Source organism: Acidovorax sp. 69, assembly GCF_002797445.1.
GTDB lineage: Bacteria > Pseudomonadota > Gammaproteobacteria > Burkholderiales > Burkholderiaceae_C > Acidovorax.
The window spans coordinates 1,977,897-1,995,159 of the sequence record NZ_PGEP01000001.1 but is presented as its reverse complement, the minus strand read 5'-3'; the positions used below and the strand labels follow the sequence as shown (position 1 = coordinate 1,995,159).

The following is a 17,263-nucleotide window of genomic DNA, read 5'->3' as shown; positions in this document are numbered from 1 at the left end:
GCCATGGAGCGGGAGGGCTAGGCCCGGGCCCGCGGGGGCGGCAGGAAGTCGTTCTTGGATCCGTCCCGTCACGGCCGCGCGGCCTGCGCGACAAATCGCTGGTGAATCTCCACCGTCAGTGCTTCGACGCGCGCCGTGAGCTGGCGGGTCTGCTCGGTCAACAAGGTGTTTTGCTGCAACAGCTCCAGCACCTGTGCCGCATTTTGGGCGGCAATGGCCTGGCGCTGTTCGCTGGCGACAGCCAGCGCCTCGCGGTGCTGCGCATCCGCGTCGGCATGGTGCTTGTCGCGCGCGGCCTGCCGCGTCTGGGCCAGCAGGATGAGTGGCGCAGCGTAGGCAGCCTGCAGGCTGAACGCCAGGTTGAGCAGGATGAAGGGATAGGGGTCGAATTGGGCGACACCCAGCACATTGATCGATATCCACGCAGCCACGATCAGCGTCTGGGCCCCCAGAAACAATGGCGTACCAAAGAAGCGCGCAAAAGCCTCTGCCCGCAGCGCAAATCGGTCGGTTCCAAAGGTTGGCGCCAGATGCGAATGGCGCCGATGGAAGCGCAAATGATCCACCGATGGCGGACTCTCCGCATGGGTTGCGGCGTCATGCGCGGGGTGGGCGTGGGCAGTCATGGGGATGTTTCTTTCCAGGTCAGGGCGCATTGGAAGAATGCAGAAAGCGCTTGGCCACACTCTACGCCCTGATGTCTGGCGGCACATCGCCTGCGACACAAGACCGATCCGGTGCCCCACGCCATCCGCATGGCGGCAGGCCCACCGACGCAGCGCCGACAGTACCTGCCAGCCTGCGCCTCCCCGCCAAACCGTACTGCGCGCGTGCCTACCTTCAAGCGCAGAGACCAACCCAACCGCTGCGCAGCGTCCGGCACTTCAAATTTGATAGCAGCCAGCGCAAATACCACCGGCGCTAACGGCATATTTCGCCAAAAATTCAGGCGCCAGGCACCATGGCGGCCGCCACCAGCCGCTGGGTGTAAGGGTGCTGCGGCGCATCCAGCACGTTGGTCACACTGCCGCTTTCGAGCACCGCACCATCCTTCATCACCACCACGTCGTGGGCCATGGCGCGGATCACGTCCACGTCATGGGTGATGAGCAGGTAGCTCAGGCCCTTTTCTTTTTGGAGTCGCTGCAGCAGGCCCAGTACCTGCTGCTGGATGGTCACATCCAGGGCGCTGGTGGGCTCGTCCAGCACCAGCACCTGTGGCTGCACGATGAGGGCGCGCGCAATGGCCAGGCGCTGGCGCTGTCCGCCCGAGAATTCGTGCGGGTAACGCTCCAGCAGGCGCGGGTACTGTGCTTCGGCCAGCCCCACCTCATCCAGCGCCGCCTCGACCCGAGCACGGCGTTGGGCCACGGTCAAAGCAGGCTCGTGCACTTTGAGACCTTCGCCCACGATCTCCTCAACCGTGAGGCGCGGCGACAGCGACGAGAACGGGTCTTGAAACACCACCTGCACACGGCGGCGCAGCTGCTGGTTGGCCGGCGTGTTGCGCGTGGCAGGCTGTTGCCACGCCTGCCCTCCCACCTGCAACCGGCCCGCAGAAGGCAGCAGGCCCAGGATGGCCTGCGCCAGCGTGGACTTGCCCGAGCCGGACTCACCCACCACCCCCAGCGTCTGCCCAGGCAGCAACTGCAGCGTAGCGCCCTGCACCGCCACAAACTCGCCCTTGTGGAACCAACCCTTGATGCCAGGCAAGGGGGTGGGGTACACCACACGCAGGTCCTGCGTCTTCACCACCGGTGCGGTCTCTGCCGGCGGGTCGGCCTCAACCACGTCGCGGCGGGGCTGGCTGGCAATCAGGCGGCGGGTGTAGGCATGCTGGGGCGCGCCAAACACCTCGGCCACAGGGCCCTGCTCTACCAGCACGCCCTGATCCATCACGGCCACGCGGTCGGCAAAGCGGCGCACCAGGTTCAGGTCGTGCGTGATGAGCAGCACCGCCATGCCGGTCTGGCGCTGCAGGTCGCTCAGCAAGTCCAGAATCTGGCCACGCAAGGTCACATCGAGCGCGGTGGTGGGTTCGTCGGCCAGCAGCAGCTTCGGGCTGCTGGCCAGCGCCATGGCGATCATCGCGCGCTGGCGCTGCCCACCCGAGAGCTGGTGCGGAAAACTGTTGGCGCGGCGCGCCGGTTCGGGGATGCCGGTCTGCGCCAGCAGCTCGATCGCGGCCTGCGCGCATTGCGCTCCGGTCAGGCCCTTCTTGAGCAGCAAAATCTCGGCGATCTGCTGGCCAATCGTCATGAGCGGGTTGAGGGCCGTCATCGGCTCCTGGAACACCATGGCGATGTCGCCACCCCGCACGCCGCGCATTTCGCGTTCGGTCAATGCCAGCAGATCGCCACGCCCTTGCAGCAGCGCCTGCCCGGTGATGGCCGCATCGCCCGCCAGTCGCAAAAGACTCAGCGCCGTGATGGTCTTGCCTGAGCCGGACTCTCCCACCAGCGCGAGCTTTTCGCCCGCAGCAATGCTGAAGTGGACACCCCGCACCACTTCCTTGGCACCGAAGCGAACATGCAGGTCGCGGACATCCAGCAGCGCTGGCTTCATGGCCGGAGCAGTCTTGGTCACAGGTCCGCCTTTCGAGGGTCCAGCGCATCGCGCAGGGCATCGCCCATAAAGGTCAGCAGCAGCAAGGTGACCACCAGCACGCCAAAGGTGGACAACGATATCCACCACGCATCAATGTTGTTCTTGCCCTGGCTGAGCAGCTCACCCAGCGAAGGCGTGCCAGGCGGCACGCCAAGACCCAGAAAGTCCAGCGATGTGAGCGCAAGAATGGCCCCGCTCATGCGGAAGGGCAAAAAGGTGACCACGGGGGTCAGGCTGTTGGGCAAGATATGGCGCCAGATGATCTGGCTGTTGCTCACGCCCAATGCCCTCGCAGCCTTCACGTAGTCAAGCTGGCGGTTGCGCAGAAACTCGGCGCGCACATAGTCCGACAGCCCCATCCAGCCAAACAGGCTCAGCAAAATGAGCAGCAGCGCAATGCTGGGAGCAAACACGGCGCTGAAGATGATGAGCAGATACAGCTCGGGCATGGAGCCCCAGATCTCGATGAAACGCTGAAACGCCAGGTCCGTCTTGCCGCCAAAAAAGCCCTGGATGGCGCCGGTGAGCATGCCCAGCAGCACGCCCGTGATGGTGAGCGCCAGGCCAAACAGCACGCTCACGCGAAATCCGTAGAGCAGCTGCGCCAGCAGGTCTCGCCCCCGGTCGTCCGTGCCCAGCCAGTTGTCTGCCGCAGGGGCTGACGGGTTGGGCGCCTTGGCAAAGTAGTTGAGCGTGTTGGGCCCGTAGGGGTTCAATGTGTACAGCGCCCAGTTGCTGCCAGCGGTCAGGCGCTCCTTGATGAAGGGGTCCAGATAGTCCGTGGGTGTCTCGAAGTCCCCCCGAAGGTTTTTTCCGGGTAGTCCCTGAGCATGGGAAAGTAGGTCTGCCCCTCGTAGCGCACGATGAGCGGCTTGTCGTTGCTGACCAGCTCGGCACACAGGCTCACCAGCACCAGGGCGCAGAAGATCAACAGGCTCCAGTACCCCAGGCGGTTGCGCTTGAAGCGCAGCCAGGCACGGCGGGAGGGGGAAAGAGACACGGACCCAGCGTCCGTCGAACCCAAAAGTGTTGTGAAACCCATGGTGAGGATGGTCTTTGCCTATCCAGCGTCATTCAGCAGGAGGGCCTTGCTGTGGTGTAGAAATTCGTCAAGATGCTTCTCGATGATGGCGACAGTGATGGGTAATTGCAGGCTCTGGTAGTCGTGCAAAGCAATGTTACGAAAGCCCACCATGCGCTGTAGCCCTTCAGCCAGCCCCTGCTGGATCCTGCCTGCACGGGCCAGCAAGGCAAATACATCGCGCGCGCTCTGCGGAACGTCCAACCGGGCTCGCCGGATCAGGTGTTGCCCCATGTCCAGCGCAGCCTCGCACGCGCGCTGGATGTTCAAAATTGCGGCATCCTGGCGACTGACGTTGGTGGCAAAACTGCCGGGGTCAGTGAAATACTCCTCACGCGCTCGCAGCACGCAGCGCTCAATCGTGGCGGCCTTGTTGATCAGCACGTCATCGGCCATAAACGCTCCCACGCTGCTGGATGTCGGCCAGCAAACCGGCCCGCGCCGCATCCAGTTCAGTTTTTTCGCTCAGGATCGCACTCTCGAAGATCGCGGCCTGTGCACCCTCCACCCACCATCGCACGCCCTGCGTGATGACCTGATACTGCATTACTGTAGAGGCGGCACGCAAATCCAGCAAATCGACCGCACAACCGGCTACATCAGCCAGCTCGCCAGACAGTTGCCAAAGCAGGTGCACGTCAGCATAGCCAGCCACCAGCACCGTCAGGTCGAGGTCGCTACGGTTCGTGGCTGTGCCATGCACCCGGCTACCAAAGCCATACACCGCCAGAAGCCCTGGCATTTGGGCACGCAAAAGGTGCACGATGCGCTCAATCACCTCAGGGGCCATCGATGGGAGCGCCATACGCGAAGAGAGCATTTGAATCCTTCAGTCAAACTTCACGCGCGGGTCCACCCACACATAACAAAGGTCGCTGATGAGCTTGGTGACCAACCCGATCAGCGTGAACAGGTACAGCGTCCCCAACACCACGGGGTAGTCGCGGCGGATCACGCTCTCGTAACTGAGCAGGCCGAGGCCGTCGAGCGAGAACAGGGTTTCGATGAGCAGCGAACCCGCAAAAAAAGCGCCGATGAAGGCGGCCGGGAACCCCGTGATGATGGGGATCAGCGCGTTGCGGAACACGTGCTTCCACAGCACCTGGCGCTCGCTCAGTCCCTTGGCACGCGCAGTCAGCACGTACTGCTTGCGAATTTCTTCGAGGAACGCGTTCTTGGTCAGCATGGCCGTCACGGCAAAACTGCCCAGCACCATGGCAATCACCGGCAGCGTGATGTGCCACAGGTAGTCCACGATGCGTGCGCCCCAGGACAATTCATCCCAGTTGGCCGATGTCAGCCCCCGCAACGGGAACCACTGCAACTGCCCGCCAAAAACAACCAGCAGCGCAACGCCCAGCACAAAGCCCGGGATGGCATAACCCAGCAAGATGAGCAGCGTGGTCACCAGGTCAAACCGCGACCCGGCCCGGACCGCCTTGGCCACACCCAGCGGCACAGCGACGAGGTAGCTGATGAAAAATGTCCACAAGCCCAGGCTGATGGAAACCGGCAGCTTCTCCACCACCAGCTGCCACACGTCCTTGTTCTGGAAAAAGCTCCGGCCCAGGTCAAACCGTGCGAACTGGCCCAGCATCTGAAAAAAGCGCTCATGCGCAGGCTTGTCAAAGCCGTACAACGCCTTGATCTGCTCCAGCCGCTTGGGGTCCACACCCTGCGCACCCCGATAGCTCAAGCCCCCACCCTCCGCACCGCTGCCGCCCAGGCCGGCCTTGGCCTCGGCCATGTACTGCTCCACGGGGCCGCCGGGCACGAACTGGATGACCACAAAGGTCAGCAAGAGCACGCCCAGCAGAGTGGGCAGCATCAGCAGCACGCGTTTGAGGATGTAGGCAAACATATGGAATCAACCCCTGGTTCTTGTCGCAGGGCGACCGGCCGCCTTGCTGGGCCGCCCCCAGCGAGGCAAGCCCCCTGGGGGGGCAGCGACCCGTGCAACGGCGGAGCGTGGGGGCATCATTTTTTGGCCCACCAGGTATCGATGACCCAGCCCTCGCCGCTGGAGTACGGCGGCACCGTAGCGGGCTTGGCCAGCCGCCAGGCGTTGTAGGCCATGCGGTGCGTGGCCGCCGTCCACTGGGGAATGAGGTAATGGCTGTGCGCAATGATGCGCTCCAGCGCGTGGCAGGCGGGCAGCAACTGCGCCTCGGTCTTGGCCGACGTCATGGCCTTGATCATGGCGTCCACCGCCGGGTTCTTGACGCCCGCAAAATTGCCAGAATCCTCCACATCGGCCGCCTGGCTGCCAAACATGTCCGCAAACTCCTGCCCCGGATTGTTGGTGCCCTGAAAAGCCAGCGAGGTGATGTCGAAGTCGAACTTCTGCAGCCGCTGCTGATACAGCGCAAAGTCCACCGAGCGGAACCGCAACGTGACGCCAATCCTTTCGAGGTTGCGCATCCAGGGCGTGATGGTACGCACGCCGCCCTCGTTGCTGTCCATGTATTCGAGCACCAAAGCTTCTCCCTGGGCATTGCGCAGGGCGCCATCCTGCACCGCCCAGCCCGCGTCCTTGAGCAGCGCCTGCGCACGACGGAGGTTGGCGCGCAGCGACGAATCACCGTCAGTGCGCGGGGGGACGGTCATGGGTCCAAACGCTGCGACCGGGATGTCCTTGCGATAGGGCTCCATCAGCGCCAGCTCTTCGGGCGATGGAGTGCCTTTGGTCTCGCACGCGGTATTGCCAAACAGGCCGTTGACCCGCTGGTAGGCACCGTAGAACATCTGCCGACTCATCCACTCGTAGTCCATGGCCAGGCCCAGGGCCTCGCGCACGCGGGCGTCCTGCAGCAGCGGGCGGCGGGTATTGAGCACGTAGCTCTGAAAACCCGAGGGCAACTTGTGCTTGAACTCGCCCTTGACCAGCTCCCCTGTGTCGAACTTCTTGCCCGTCACGCGCCGGGCCCAATCGCCCGCGCTGAAGAAACGCATGAGGTCGAACTCGCCCGCCTTGAGGGCTTCCAGTCGCGCGGTGTTGTCCTTGTAAATTTTGACCAGGATGCTGTCGAAATTGGCCGTGCCCTTGCGCACGTTCAGGTTGCGCGCCCAATACTGCGGATCGCGCACATAGGTGATGTCCTTGCCAAAACGCACCGGGCCGATTTTGTAGGGGCCACTACCGATGGGGATGTCCATCACCACCTGATCGAAAGGCTTGGCCTTGCCGTTCTCCACGCCCCAGTCGCGGCTGAACACCGGCAAGCCGCCCACGGTGATCGGCAACTCCCGGTTGGGCTGCTTGAAGCGGTAACGCACGGTGCGGTCGTTGATGACATCCACACCCGCCACCTCAATCAGCAGGGTTTTATAGGCGGGCGATGTGAAGGGGCCAACCAGGGTTTCATAACTGTGCTTCACGTCCTGCGCCAACACCGGCTTGCCGTTATGAAACCGCGCCTCGGGCCGCAGGCGAAAGGTGGCGGACAGCCCGTCGGCGGCCACCTCCACGTCTTCGGCCAGCAGACCATAGCCCGTGGCGGTTTCATCCATGGAGCCCACCAGCAGCGAGTCGAACATCAGCGACGCCAAATACGCAGGCGCGTTGCCTTTGATGGTGAACGGGTTGTACTTGTCGAAGGTGGAAGTGCGCAGGTTGCTCACCAGCCGCAGCTCTCCGCCCTTAGGGGCATCGGGGTTGACATAGTCGAAATGCCCGAACCCAGCCGGATAGCGAGGCTCGCCCCAGAGCGCATACGCATGCGCAGCCCACGCAGGAACAGCGCAACCCATCAGTAAAAAAACCAGCCAAAACCGCATGCGACAATTCTGCACTACGTTCGCCGGGCCTTGCTGCAGATCGCGCATATCCATGTGTGCCAGCCCGCCCGCCGACATTTCGCCATTCCAAAAGGAGATTGAACATGGGTTTTCTGACCGGCAAGAAGCTGCTCATCACGGGTGTTTTGTCCAACCGCTCCATCGCCTACGGCATTGCCAAGGCCTGCCACGCGCAGGGCGCCGAGCTGGCGTTCAGCTACGTGGGTGAGCGTTTCAAGGACCGCATCACCGACTTTGCCGCCGAGTTCAACTCCACGCTGATCTTTGATTGCGATGTCGGCAGTGACGAGCAGATCGACCGCATGTTTGCCGACTTGGCCCAGGTGTGGCCGAAGTTTGACGGCTTTGTCCACAGCATTGGCTTTGCGCCCCGCGAGGCGATTGCCGGCAACTTCCTCGAAGGCCTGTCGCGTGAGGGGTTCCGCATTGCGCATGACATCAGCGCCTATAGCTTCCCGGCCATGGCCAAGGCCGCCCTGCCCTACCTGAACGACAAGTCGTCGCTGCTGACGCTGTCTTATCTGGGCGCCCTGCGCTCCATCCCCAACTACAACACCATGGGCCTGGCCAAGGCCAGCCTGGAAGCCAGCGTGCGCTACCTGGCCGAAGCCGTGGGCCGCACCGAAGACGGCCGCGCCATTCGCGCTAACGGCATCAGCGCTGGCCCTATCAAAACCCTGGCCGCCAGTGGCATCAAGGACTTCGGCAAGCTGCTCAGCCGCGTGGCCGATGCCTCGCCCCTGCGCCGCAACGTGACCATTGAAGACGTGGGCAATGTGGCCGCCTTCCTGCTGTCCGACCTGGCCAGCGGCATGACGGCCGAGATCACCTACGTGGACGGTGGCTTCAGCCAGACCGCAGGCCTGAGTGCTGACCAGGTCTAAAGCTCTGCAGGGCTGAACAAGCTCAATGCCAAATTGGCTTCTAGCGCTTACCAAATAAGCGCTAGAAGCTATTTTTTTATAGCAAAAACCACCGCCACATTACCCTATGCACCGCAGACGCTGCCTGACCTGGCTGGGCCTGGCGCCCCTCAGCCCCTTCATTCCGCTGGTCACGCCCCAGGCTTGGGCGGCGGATGCCCCGGCCCTGCTGTTGGCCAATGTGTACCGCCCCGGCATGCCGCTGGCGGACTATTGGGTGAGCGAGAAATACGACGGTGTGCGAGGCTACTGGGATGGGCGCGCGCTGCGCACCCGGGGCGGCGAGACCGTGTCTGCTCCTGCGTGGTTCACGGCAGACTGGCCCGCCACGCCCATGGACGGCGAGCTGTGGGCCGGGCGCGGGCGCTTTGCGCACGCCCAGTCCACCACGCGCCAACAACAGCCCGATGATGCGGCCTGGCGGCAGATGCGCTTCATGGTGTTTGACCTGCCGACCCAGGGCGGCCCGTTTGATGAGCGGCTGGCTGCACTGAAAGCCCTGGTCGCCCAAATCCATCAGCCCTGGGTACAGGCCGTGCCGCAACAGCGCTTGGCCACCGATGCCGCCTTGCAGGCCCTGCTGCAACGCACGGTGCGTGCCGGGGGCGAGGGGCTGATGCTGCACAAAGGCAGCTCGCTGTACCGATCAGGCCGCAGCGACGATCTCATCAAGCTCAAGACGCACGAAGACACCGAGGCCCTGGTAGTGGGCCACCTGCCGGGCAAGGGCAAACACGCTGGGCGACTGGGCGCGCTGCTGGTGGAAATGCCCGCAGGCCAGCGCTTCAAGCTGGGCGCAGGGCTGACAGACGCGGACCGCGCCAATCCGCCACCCATTGGCAGTTGGGTGACCTATCGTTTCAGGGGCACACACGACGGCGGCCTGCCGCGTTTTGCCAGCTTTGTGCGGGTGCGACTGGACATGCCCCCCGCATCATCCCCCGCGTCACCCAGGCAATAAGCTATCAAAAAAATAGCTGATAGCACTTACTGAATAAGCGCTACCAGCCTTTTTTACCCAAGACCCGATCAGAGATCAGGACCCGGGGCAGACTAAAAAGCAGTGGTCAAGACTTGGCCACGCAGTCCGCGTAGAAGCGAACCTGCCCGCTTTCGTCTTCCACTTCCACCAGGCCGTGGATATCGGTCTCAAAACCAGGGCACAGCTTGGCGAACTCGCGGGCGAACTTCAGGTAATCCACGATCTTCTTGTTGAAGACTTCGCCCGGAATCAGCAGCGGAATGCCCGGTGGATAGGGCGTGACCAAACCCACGGTGATGCGACCTTCCAGGTGGTCGATCTCCACGCGGTCCGTCTTGCGGTGCGCGATGTGCGCGTAAGCATCGGAGGGCTTCATGGCCGGCGTGAGGTCCGACAGGTACATCTCGGTGGTCAGGCGTGCAATGTCGTACTTGGCGTACATGGTGTGTACGTGCTGGCACAGGTCCTGCAGGCCCATGCGCTCGTAACGCTTGTGCTGCTGGCAGAACTCGGGAAGGATGCGCCACATGGGCTGGTTCTTCTCGTAGTCGTCCTTGAACTGCTGCAGCGCGGTGAGCAGCGTGTTCCAGCGGCCCTTGGTGATGCCGATGGTGAACATCACAAAGAAGCTGTACAGGCCCGTCTTCTCCACTACCACGCCGTGCTCGGCGAGGTACTTGGTGACGATGGACGCGGGGATGCCGGTCTTGTCGAACTTACCGTCCAGATTCAGGCCGGGCGTGACGATGGTGGACTTGATCGGGTCCAGCATGTTGAAGCCGTCCGCCATCTGGCCGAAGCCATGCCACTTGGTACCGGCCTTCTTGCTCTTGCTGTCGCTGCGGATGATCCAATCTTCTGCGCGGCCAATGCCTTCGTCCACGAGCTTGTCGGGGCCCCAGACCTTGAACCACCAGTCGTTCTTGCCGAAGTCGTGCTCAATCTGGCGCATGGCACGGCGGAAGTCGAGCGCCTCCAGAATGCTTTCTTCCACCAGCGCGGTGCCGCCGGGCGGTTCCATCATGGCCGCAGCCACATCGCAGCTGGCGATGATGCTGTACTGCGGGCTGGTGCTGGTGTGCATCAGGTAGGCCTCGTTGAAGAGGTGGCGGTCCAGCTTGGTGGTCTGCGAGTCCTGCACCAGCACGTGGCTGGCCTGGCTGATGCCGGCCAGCAGCTTGTGGATGGACTGCGTGGCATAGGTCACCGAATACTTGGGGCGCGTGCGCTTCTTTCCCATTGAATGGTATGTGCCATAGAAGGGGTGGAAGGCCGCGTGCGGCAGCCAGGCCTCGTCGAAGTGCAGGTTCTCCACGTAGCCGTCGAGCATGCCCTTGATGGTCTCGGTGTTGTAAAGGACGCCGTCGTAGGTGGACTGGGTGAGCGTCAGCACACGCGGCTTGACCTTCTTGGCGTCCACGCCCTTGAGCAACGGGTTGGCCTTGATCTTGGCCTGGATGGCCGCAGGCTCGAACTCGCTTTGCGGGATGGGCCCGATGATGCCGAAGTGGTTGCGCGTGGGCTTCATGAACACGGGGATGGCCCCGGTCATGATGATGCTGTGCAGGATGGACTTGTGGCAGTTGCGGTCCACCACCACCACGTCGCCCGGTGCCACGGTGTGGTGCCACACCATCTTGTTGGAGGTGCTGGTGCCGTTGGTGACGAAGAAGCAGTGGTCGGCATTGAAGATGCGCGCGGCATTGCGCTCGCTCTCGCCGATGGCGCCGTTGTGGTCCAGCAGCTGGCCCAACTCTTCTACTGCATTGCAGACGTCGGCGCGCAGCATGTTCTCGCCGTAGAACTGGTGGTACATCTGGCCCACAGGGCTCTTCAAGAAGGCCACGCCACCCGAGTGCCCTGGGCAGTGCCAGCTGTACGAGCCATCTTCGGCGTAGTCGAGCAGCGCCTTGAAGAACGGCGGCTGCACGCTCTCCAGGTAGCTCTTGGCTTCGCGGATGATGTGGCGCGCCACGAATTCGGGGGTGTCCTCGAACATGTGGATGAAGCCGTGCAGCTCGCGCAGGATGTCGTTGGGCAGGTGGCGGCTGGTCTTGGTCTCACCGTGCACGTAGATCGGCACTTCGGTGTTCTTGCGGCGCACTTCACCAATGAAATTGCGCAGGCTCAGCACGATGGGGTCGAGCCCCTCGCCCACGGTGAACTCTTCATCGTCGATCGACAAAATGAAGGCGCTGGCGCGGCTTTGCTGCTGCGCGAACTGGGACAGATCGCCATAGCTGGTGACCCCCACCACCTCGAAACCCTCGGCCTCGATGGCTTGCGCCAGGGCACGGATGCCAAGACCCGAGGTGTTCTCGGAACGATAGTCCTCATCGATGATGATGATGGGAAAACGAAACTTCATGCGCAGCCTCCGTGAAACCGTGCCCTGCCGGCCAAAAAACGAAATAGGCGCGAAGTGTAAGGAATAACCTTGACCTGCCTTTGAACTCCCCCCCTTTTGACCCAGAATGTGGTGCACTAAACACAATCAAAAGCGGAGGTTCAACATGGAGGCATCCACCATCTGGTGGCTGGCAGCAGGGGCGGTGGTCGTGGCAGAGCTTCTGACCGGCACGTTCTATTTGCTGATGGTGGCGTTGGGACTGGTGGCCGCCGCCTTGGCCGCCCATCTGGGCCTGCCGTCCGCACCGCAAATGGTGTCGGCAGCCCTCGTGGGCGGAGGCGCGGTTGTGGCGTGCTACCTCCTGAGAAAAAGGCGGCCCGGTGATCCGTCGGCGCGTGCAGACCGGAGCGTCAATATGGATGTGGGCGAAACCATCCTCATCGAGAGCTGGAACTCCGACGGCACCGCTACTGTGAAGTACAGAGGCGCCCCATGGACCGCCATCCATCGCCCCGGCGTCACGCCCTCTACCGGAATGCACCGTGTCGCCGAGCTGGTGGGTAACCGCCTGCTGGTGGACCCGGTTTAAAACCCAGATTCCTTGTCGATATAAAAGAAAGGCCTTCCATGGAAATTGCCATCGTCATCCTGATCATTGCCGTGATCTTCATCGCCCGGTCCGTCAAGGTCGTGCCCCAGCAAAATGCCTGGGTCAAGGAGCGTCTGGGCAAATATGCAGGAACGCTCACTCCGGGGTTGAACTTCCTGATCCCGTTTGTGGACAAGGTCGCCTACAAGCACAGCCTGAAAGAAATCCCCCTCGACGTCCCAAGCCAGGTGTGCATCACGCGCGACAACACCCAGCTGCAGGTGGACGGCATCCTGTACTTTCAGGTCACGGACCCGATGCGAGCCAGCTACGGCTCCAGCAACTACATCATGGCCGTGACGCAACTGGCGCAGACCTCATTGCGCTCCGTGATCGGCAAGCTGGAGCTGGACAAGACCTTTGAAGAGCGCGACATCATCAATGCCCAGATCGTCCAGGCGATTGACGAGGCGGCCCTCAACTGGGGCGTGAAGGTGCTGCGCTACGAGATCAAGGACCTGACCCCGCCGAAGGAAATCCTGCACGCCATGCAGGCCCAGATCACGGCAGAGCGCGAGAAACGTGCCCTGATCGCCGCATCAGAAGGCCGTCGCCAGGAGCAGATCAATATCGCCACCGGCGAGCGCGAAGCCTTCATCGCTCGCTCCGAGGGCGAAAAGCAGGCCGTCATCAACAAGGCCCAGGGCGAGGCCGAATCCATCAAAGCCGTGGCCGAAGCCAACGCCCAGGCCATCGAACGCGTGGCAGCCGCCATCCGCCAACCCGGCGGCGAGCAAGCCGTACAGCTCAAGGTAGCCGAAAAGGCCGTAGAGGCCTACAGCCAAGTCGCATCGGACGCCACCACCACCCTTATCGTCCCCAGCAACATGACCGAGGTATCCGCGCTGATTGGGTCGGCGATGAAGATGGTGCAGACGTCGCAGAAGGCAGGCTGATACCCATTGGCTGAGGGAATTTTCGGGCCGCGCTGAGAGGTCGCCAAAATGCACCCATTCCTGTGGCTATAATCGAGGGCTTCGGAGAGGTGGATGAGCGGTTTAAGTCGCACGCCTGGAAAGCGTGTGTGGGCTAATCCCCACCGCGGGTTCGAATCCCGCCCTCTCCGCCACATATCAACCCAGGTGATTCAGGTCACCTGGGTTTTTTGTTGTTTGGCTGGCTCTTTGGGCGCAGTACGCCAATCAGCCGCGGCTGTGCGCTGAACATCGCCGACGGAGCGCCCGGTTCATTGCGTTATCGGTGAAATTTCCGGAGTTCTGCGAATGCTGATGCGTTGGATGTATGTTGGCATCTGCTGGTGCCTGACGACTCTGGTGGCACCCGTGTGGGCTGAAGGGACGCTGTTCAAGGTGCCGACACGTGACGGGGTAACCAACACCGTGTTCTGGGAAGTTGCTCCAAGCGCCAAGGCCACCGTGCTTCTTTTCCCAGGCGGCGCTGGTGGATTCGGGAAGGTGGAGGATGGCAGCGCCGCCGGCGGCAATTTTCTGGTCCGCTCTGCGCCACATTTCATTGCGCGCGGCTACAACGTGGCGATCTTCGGGCGGCCCAGCGACATGGAGCTGGGCTGGAACGAGCGCACGGGCCCCGCACACATGACCGACGTCGCCAAAGTGCTCGAATTTGTGAAACACCAAAGCGACTTACCCGTATGGGTTGTGGGCACCAGCCGCGGGACGGTGTCTGCGACGGCTGTGGCCATTCGTGTCAAAGACCCGGTGATTGCGGGGTTGGTGCTGACCTCCAGCGTGGTGAACAGGAACACACCGGGCGCAGTGCCCACTCAGGACCTGCAGGCCATACAGATCCCGGTGCTGGTGTACCACCACGCGAAGGACGGCTGCAAACACTGCCAAGCCGGCGAAACGCCCGCCATTCTGAAAGGGCTGACGCGGGCACCGGTCAAAAAGCTCATGGTGGTGAATGGCGGCGCCCACCCTGTAGGTGATGAGTGTGCGGGCCAGCATTGGCACGGCTTCATTGGCATGGAGCAGGAGGCAATAGCCAAGATCACCGCGTGGATTCAGGCGCCCGCGCCCTGAACCATTCCGTGCCTGGACGACGATTGACCCCCACAGGAAGCCCTCTGCAGTCCGTTCACTTGGCATTCCATCCGCCGCGCGCTGCAGACACTGAATTGGACCACTCACCGCGTGCACGGAGAGGAAGGTTTTTGGCAGGTTTGTAAAGGCAACAGGCCGTAACAGTTACCCATAAAGCACTGTTATGGCACTTGTCTTACACGCGGAACTGCGGCATTTTGCTGAAATCCTAGCCAGCAGCCATTGAGGTTGCACTGGGAGGTCATTGCGGCCCCTCACCCTTTTGCTGAAAAGGACTTCACCATGAAACGCCATTCTTTACCGCCAGGAGCACGCGCATTCGTTGCGTTCGTCGGGACCGTGGTGCTGGCTGTGCTGGCTGCAGTATCGTTGCTCATGCCGGACGTGGCCGTGCAGTCTGTGGATTCAATGTCCTACGGGCTCACGGGGCTGGATCAGATTTTGTCCACCAGCTTCCTGGACCACTGACATGTGATGTTTGCAGAAGTGGTTGGCACTGCGCCACCACATTATGGGTCGAAACAGCAACCAAGTAGCAAAAAGCATAGCATCGGAGTACCATTTGACGCTGCACACCGAGTTTTTTTCGGTGGCATTCTGAAATGGAGGACGATCGTGACCACACGTTTTCGCATCTCTGCAAACCGTTGCTTCTCATTTTTCTACCCCAAATCCTGGGGCACGACGGTGCTGCTGGCGGCTCTGCTGGGCTGTTCCAGCCCCCGCGACAACTCCTTGGATGAATTCTCGCGCTGGTACGACGGCGCTCAGGCTCAGGCCCAGGCAGGCGCCATGAGCTGGAGCGAGCTTTACAAACAAAGCTTTGACCGCCTAACCGCCCTACCCCCCTCGCTGCAGCAAGACACGCGCCTCGAAAACACCGTACTACTGCTGTCCGTGGCGCGCAAGCTGGAGTCCAACGAAATCAGTCCCCAGCAGTTTGCGAGGGAGCGTGACGACATCGATACTCAGTTGCAGGCGCGCTTACGCTGAATCTGCTGACAGACGGCGCAAGCGCGGTATTCGGACTGCGGCTGATAGCCTATGACCTTGCCGGGCAAGCCTGCGCGGATATCTAGCGCCAGCCGCTCCTCAGCACCTGCGTCTCCCTAACGCTGCAGAGCACCCCCCTGCTCCACGACCCCAACGCGGCGGCGCAATATGGCGGCAGCTTGGGTATCGCCAGCGGCTTCGGCTCGCTGCACCTGCAGCAACAGCCAGGCCATCAGCGGCCTGCGCCACCCTTGTGCCGATGCGGTATCGGTGGCCGTAGCGATGACGGCCGGACTGGCGCGGCCCGTCTGCAGCAGCACGCCCGCAGCCACCAAGCGGGAGAGTGGGTCGGCGATACCGGTCAGGCTGGCGGCATCCCCTGACACTGCGGCTGCACGCTGCGCCGGTGGCAGCAGCGCCACCTGGGCGGTTTGCGCGCGGCCCGCCAGATAGTCGGCATAGGCCTGTTCGGGCGCGGCGGCATCGGCCCGCAATGCCTCGAAGCGCTCGCACCGTTCGGTCACCAGGCTGGCCACCTGGGCAGCGCACCGCATCAGTTCGAGGCGCGCCAGCAGATCGGGGCGGCCTGTGCGGGAGACTTCGGCGCGGGCGCGGTCCCATTCGAGCTTCTCGACGCGCGCATTGCCGGACAGATAAGCATCAATGGCCTTTTGGGATGCACCCTGGGCATTCATCTGCCAGTCAGGCACCGGGGGTTGGCTGGAGCACGCCGCCAACACAGAGGCACAGCCAATCGACAGGAACCGCAACGCAGCCCGCGAGCGAGGGGGAGCAGATGAGTTCTTCATGGCAGCTTCAGCTCCGTATCGCGTGCAAAGGGCCATTTGCGGTTGATTTCGTTGACCAGGCTTTCCACCTTGCGCAGGTTGCCTTCTACCTCGGCGCGCAGCGCGCCCAGGTCGGTGGTGGCTTCACGGGCGTTGGCACCGATGGCCTGAGCTTCCACCAGCACGGCGTCCACCTTCTTCAGGCTGGTGCGGGTGTCGGCCAGCAAGCCATTGAGCTGGGCCACGGTGGCGCGCACCTCGGGCACGAGGGCGTCCTTGTTACCCTCGCTCCCGAACACCTGCGTGTCAGCGCGGGCGGCCATGCCATCCAGCCGCGCCAGCAGCGCGTTGGTGCGCTCCAGGGTGGCCACAATCTTCTTCGCGTCAGCTTCGTTCCCCATCAGCACGCCCAGGGCGCCGCCCGGGCCATTGAGCCGCTCGGTGAGTGCCTTGACGTTGGTCAGGGTGTGGCCCAAGGCCGCGTCTGGCGATGTCAGTGCATTCAGGTTGGTGAGCAGCTCGCGCGCTGTGGCCATGAGCTGCGGGATCTCCGCCGTCGCATCCCCGCGCAACACCGGCCGCACTGCGCCATCGGGCAGCGCGGGGTCGGAGAGGATGCCGGAGTAGGCCCGGATGTTGGTGCCCCCCACTAGGCCCCGGACCAATGTGAACACACTGGACTCGCGCAGCCAGTGGGCGTCCTTGCGGGGCACGTCTACCAGGATGCGGGCATTGCCCGATTCAGCCAGCTCGATGCGCCGCACGCGACCGATGGGAAAGCCAGAGAACGTCATGTCCATGCCCACCACCACGCCTTCGGAGTCATCGGCCGTCAGCACCAGCGTTTGCGTAGGCTCAAACGCACCTCGTGCATAGAGCAGGTAAAGACCCGAGCCCAGGATGAGGGCCAGGGTGAACAGCAGCAGCGCGGCCGCCTTGATTTCCAGATAGGCCACCGGGCGCAGGGTCTCGACCGGAGGCACATCGGCCGCAGCGGAAGGCGCAGATGAGCCATGCGATGGCTTGGGAGGGGTGTCGTTCATGTTGTAGGGGTGGGCGGGTGATGGC

Annotated in this window: 16 protein-coding genes, 1 tRNA gene and 1 pseudogene; 8 read left to right on the top strand and 10 right to left on the bottom strand. The window is 62.7% G+C overall.

The window, feature by feature from the left end:
* Positions 1-68 precede the first annotated feature (68 nt).
* From CLU85_RS09115 to CLU85_RS09085, 7 genes and pseudogenes are all read right to left on the bottom strand, one after another.
* Complete coding sequence (locus CLU85_RS09115) at positions 69-626, bottom strand: DUF1003 domain-containing protein (protein WP_100409979.1); 558 nt, start codon at positions 624-626, stop codon at positions 69-71.
* A gap of 319 nt (positions 627-945) precedes the next feature.
* A complete protein-coding gene (locus CLU85_RS09110; protein WP_100412458.1) occupies positions 946-2,565 on the bottom strand; it encodes an ABC transporter ATP-binding protein in 1,620 nt (539 codons plus the stop codon).
* Between the two features lie 17 nt (positions 2,566-2,582).
* Positions 2,583-3,649 (bottom strand): annotated as a pseudogene (locus CLU85_RS09105) (ABC transporter permease).
* Between the two features lie 18 nt (positions 3,650-3,667).
* Entirely contained in the window at positions 3,668-4,084 is a 417-nt protein-coding gene (locus CLU85_RS09100) for a DUF86 domain-containing protein (protein ID WP_100409978.1), read from the bottom strand.
* Positions 4,074-4,508: a nucleotidyltransferase domain-containing protein gene (locus CLU85_RS09095; protein WP_232727776.1), complete on the bottom strand. Its 435-nt coding sequence runs from the start codon at positions 4,506-4,508 to the stop codon at positions 4,074-4,076. The genes CLU85_RS09100 and CLU85_RS09095 overlap by 11 nt, the downstream gene beginning before the upstream one ends.
* A 9-nt stretch (positions 4,509-4,517) precedes the next feature.
* Entirely contained in the window at positions 4,518-5,549 is a 1,032-nt protein-coding gene (locus CLU85_RS09090) for a microcin C ABC transporter permease YejB (protein ID WP_100409976.1), read from the bottom strand.
* 116 nt (positions 5,550-5,665) lie between these two features.
* Positions 5,666-7,465 carry an extracellular solute-binding protein gene (locus CLU85_RS09085; RefSeq protein WP_100412457.1) on the bottom strand — a complete coding sequence of 600 codons (1,800 nt, stop codon included), beginning with the start codon at positions 7,463-7,465 and terminating at the stop codon, positions 5,666-5,668.
* Positions 7,466-7,569: 104 nt separating this feature from the next.
* Between CLU85_RS09085 and fabI the strand changes: the two genes are divergently transcribed.
* Together fabI and CLU85_RS09075 are read left to right on the top strand one after the other, a co-directional pair.
* The gene (fabI, locus tag CLU85_RS09080) at positions 7,570-8,370 is read left to right on the top strand and encodes an enoyl-ACP reductase FabI (RefSeq protein WP_100409975.1); all 801 of its coding nucleotides are present in this window, start codon (positions 7,570-7,572) and stop codon (positions 8,368-8,370) included.
* Between the two features lie 106 nt (positions 8,371-8,476).
* Positions 8,477-9,370 (top strand): DNA ligase, encoded by an 894-nt coding sequence (locus CLU85_RS09075; RefSeq protein ID WP_100409974.1) that lies wholly within the window; start codon positions 8,477-8,479, stop codon positions 9,368-9,370.
* Between the two features lie 106 nt (positions 9,371-9,476).
* Here the strand turns inward: CLU85_RS09075 and CLU85_RS09070 are convergent, their stop codons facing one another.
* Positions 9,477-11,759 (bottom strand): arginine/lysine/ornithine decarboxylase, encoded by a 2,283-nt coding sequence (locus CLU85_RS09070; RefSeq protein WP_100409973.1) that lies wholly within the window; start codon positions 11,757-11,759, stop codon positions 9,477-9,479.
* 145 nt (positions 11,760-11,904) lie between these two features.
* Between CLU85_RS09070 and CLU85_RS09065 the strand changes: the two genes are divergently transcribed.
* The 6 genes from CLU85_RS09065 to CLU85_RS09040 all read left to right on the top strand — a co-directional run bounded on the left by CLU85_RS09065 (position 11,905) and on the right by CLU85_RS09040 (position 15,407).
* Positions 11,905-12,330 (top strand): NfeD family protein, encoded by a 426-nt coding sequence (locus CLU85_RS09065; RefSeq protein ID WP_100409972.1) that lies wholly within the window; start codon positions 11,905-11,907, stop codon positions 12,328-12,330.
* 38 nt (positions 12,331-12,368) lie between these two features.
* Positions 12,369-13,286 (top strand): SPFH domain-containing protein, encoded by a 918-nt coding sequence (locus CLU85_RS09060; protein WP_100409971.1) that lies wholly within the window; start codon positions 12,369-12,371, stop codon positions 13,284-13,286.
* Between the two features lie 83 nt (positions 13,287-13,369).
* Positions 13,370-13,459, top strand: a tRNA-Ser gene (locus tag CLU85_RS09055).
* Between the two features lie 154 nt (positions 13,460-13,613).
* The gene (locus CLU85_RS09050; protein ID WP_232727775.1) at positions 13,614-14,393 is read left to right on the top strand and encodes an alpha/beta hydrolase; all 780 of its coding nucleotides are present in this window, start codon (positions 13,614-13,616) and stop codon (positions 14,391-14,393) included.
* Between the two features lie 303 nt (positions 14,394-14,696).
* Positions 14,697-14,882, top strand: a complete 186-nt coding sequence (locus CLU85_RS09045; protein ID WP_100412455.1) for a hypothetical protein — start codon at positions 14,697-14,699, stop codon at positions 14,880-14,882.
* A gap of 147 nt (positions 14,883-15,029) precedes the next feature.
* Complete coding sequence (locus tag CLU85_RS09040; RefSeq protein ID WP_232727774.1) at positions 15,030-15,407, top strand: hypothetical protein; 378 nt, start codon at positions 15,030-15,032, stop codon at positions 15,405-15,407.
* A 116-nt stretch (positions 15,408-15,523) separates the two neighbouring features.
* Here the strand turns inward: CLU85_RS09040 and CLU85_RS09035 are convergent, their stop codons facing one another.
* Entirely contained in the window at positions 15,524-16,216 is a 693-nt protein-coding gene (locus CLU85_RS09035; protein ID WP_100409970.1) for a hypothetical protein, read from the bottom strand.
* Entirely contained in the window at positions 16,213-17,238 is a 1,026-nt protein-coding gene (locus CLU85_RS09030; protein ID WP_232727773.1) for an MlaD family protein, read from the bottom strand. Before CLU85_RS09030 ends, CLU85_RS09035 begins: the two co-directional genes overlap by 4 nt.
* Positions 17,239-17,263 lie beyond the last annotated feature (25 nt).

What these genes read in the sequence shown, in the direction of transcription:
- CLU85_RS09115 (WP_100409979.1), bottom strand. Translation starts at nt 626, where the DNA reads ATGACTGCCCACGCCCACCCCGCGCATGACGCCGCAACCCATGCGGAG.
- CLU85_RS09110 (WP_100412458.1), bottom strand. Translation starts at nt 2,565, where the DNA reads ATGAAGCCAGCGCTGCTGGATGTCCGCGACCTGCATGTTCGCTTCGGT.
- CLU85_RS09100 (WP_100409978.1), bottom strand. Translation starts at nt 4,084, where the DNA reads ATGGCCGATGACGTGCTGATCAACAAGGCCGCCACGATTGAGCGCTGC.
- CLU85_RS09095 (WP_232727776.1), bottom strand. Translation starts at nt 4,508, where the DNA reads ATGCTCTCTTCGCGTATGGCGCTCCCATCGATGGCCCCTGAGGTGATT.
- CLU85_RS09090 (WP_100409976.1), bottom strand. Translation starts at nt 5,549, where the DNA reads ATGTTTGCCTACATCCTCAAACGCGTGCTGCTGATGCTGCCCACTCTG.
- CLU85_RS09085 (WP_100412457.1), bottom strand. Translation starts at nt 7,465, where the DNA reads ATGCGGTTTTGGCTGGTTTTTTTACTGATGGGTTGCGCTGTTCCTGCG.
- fabI (WP_100409975.1), top strand. Translation starts at nt 7,570, where the DNA reads ATGGGTTTTCTGACCGGCAAGAAGCTGCTCATCACGGGTGTTTTGTCC.
- CLU85_RS09075 (WP_100409974.1), top strand. Translation starts at nt 8,477, where the DNA reads ATGCACCGCAGACGCTGCCTGACCTGGCTGGGCCTGGCGCCCCTCAGC.
- CLU85_RS09070 (WP_100409973.1), bottom strand. Translation starts at nt 11,759, where the DNA reads ATGAAGTTTCGTTTTCCCATCATCATCATCGATGAGGACTATCGTTCC.
- CLU85_RS09065 (WP_100409972.1), top strand. Translation starts at nt 11,905, where the DNA reads ATGGAGGCATCCACCATCTGGTGGCTGGCAGCAGGGGCGGTGGTCGTG.
- CLU85_RS09060 (WP_100409971.1), top strand. Translation starts at nt 12,369, where the DNA reads ATGGAAATTGCCATCGTCATCCTGATCATTGCCGTGATCTTCATCGCC.
- CLU85_RS09050 (WP_232727775.1), top strand. Translation starts at nt 13,614, where the DNA reads ATGCTGATGCGTTGGATGTATGTTGGCATCTGCTGGTGCCTGACGACT.
- CLU85_RS09045 (WP_100412455.1), top strand. Translation starts at nt 14,697, where the DNA reads ATGAAACGCCATTCTTTACCGCCAGGAGCACGCGCATTCGTTGCGTTC.
- CLU85_RS09035 (WP_100409970.1), bottom strand. Translation starts at nt 16,216, where the DNA reads ATGAAGAACTCATCTGCTCCCCCTCGCTCGCGGGCTGCGTTGCGGTTC.
- CLU85_RS09030 (WP_232727773.1), bottom strand. Translation starts at nt 17,238, where the DNA reads ATGAACGACACCCCTCCCAAGCCATCGCATGGCTCATCTGCGCCTTCC.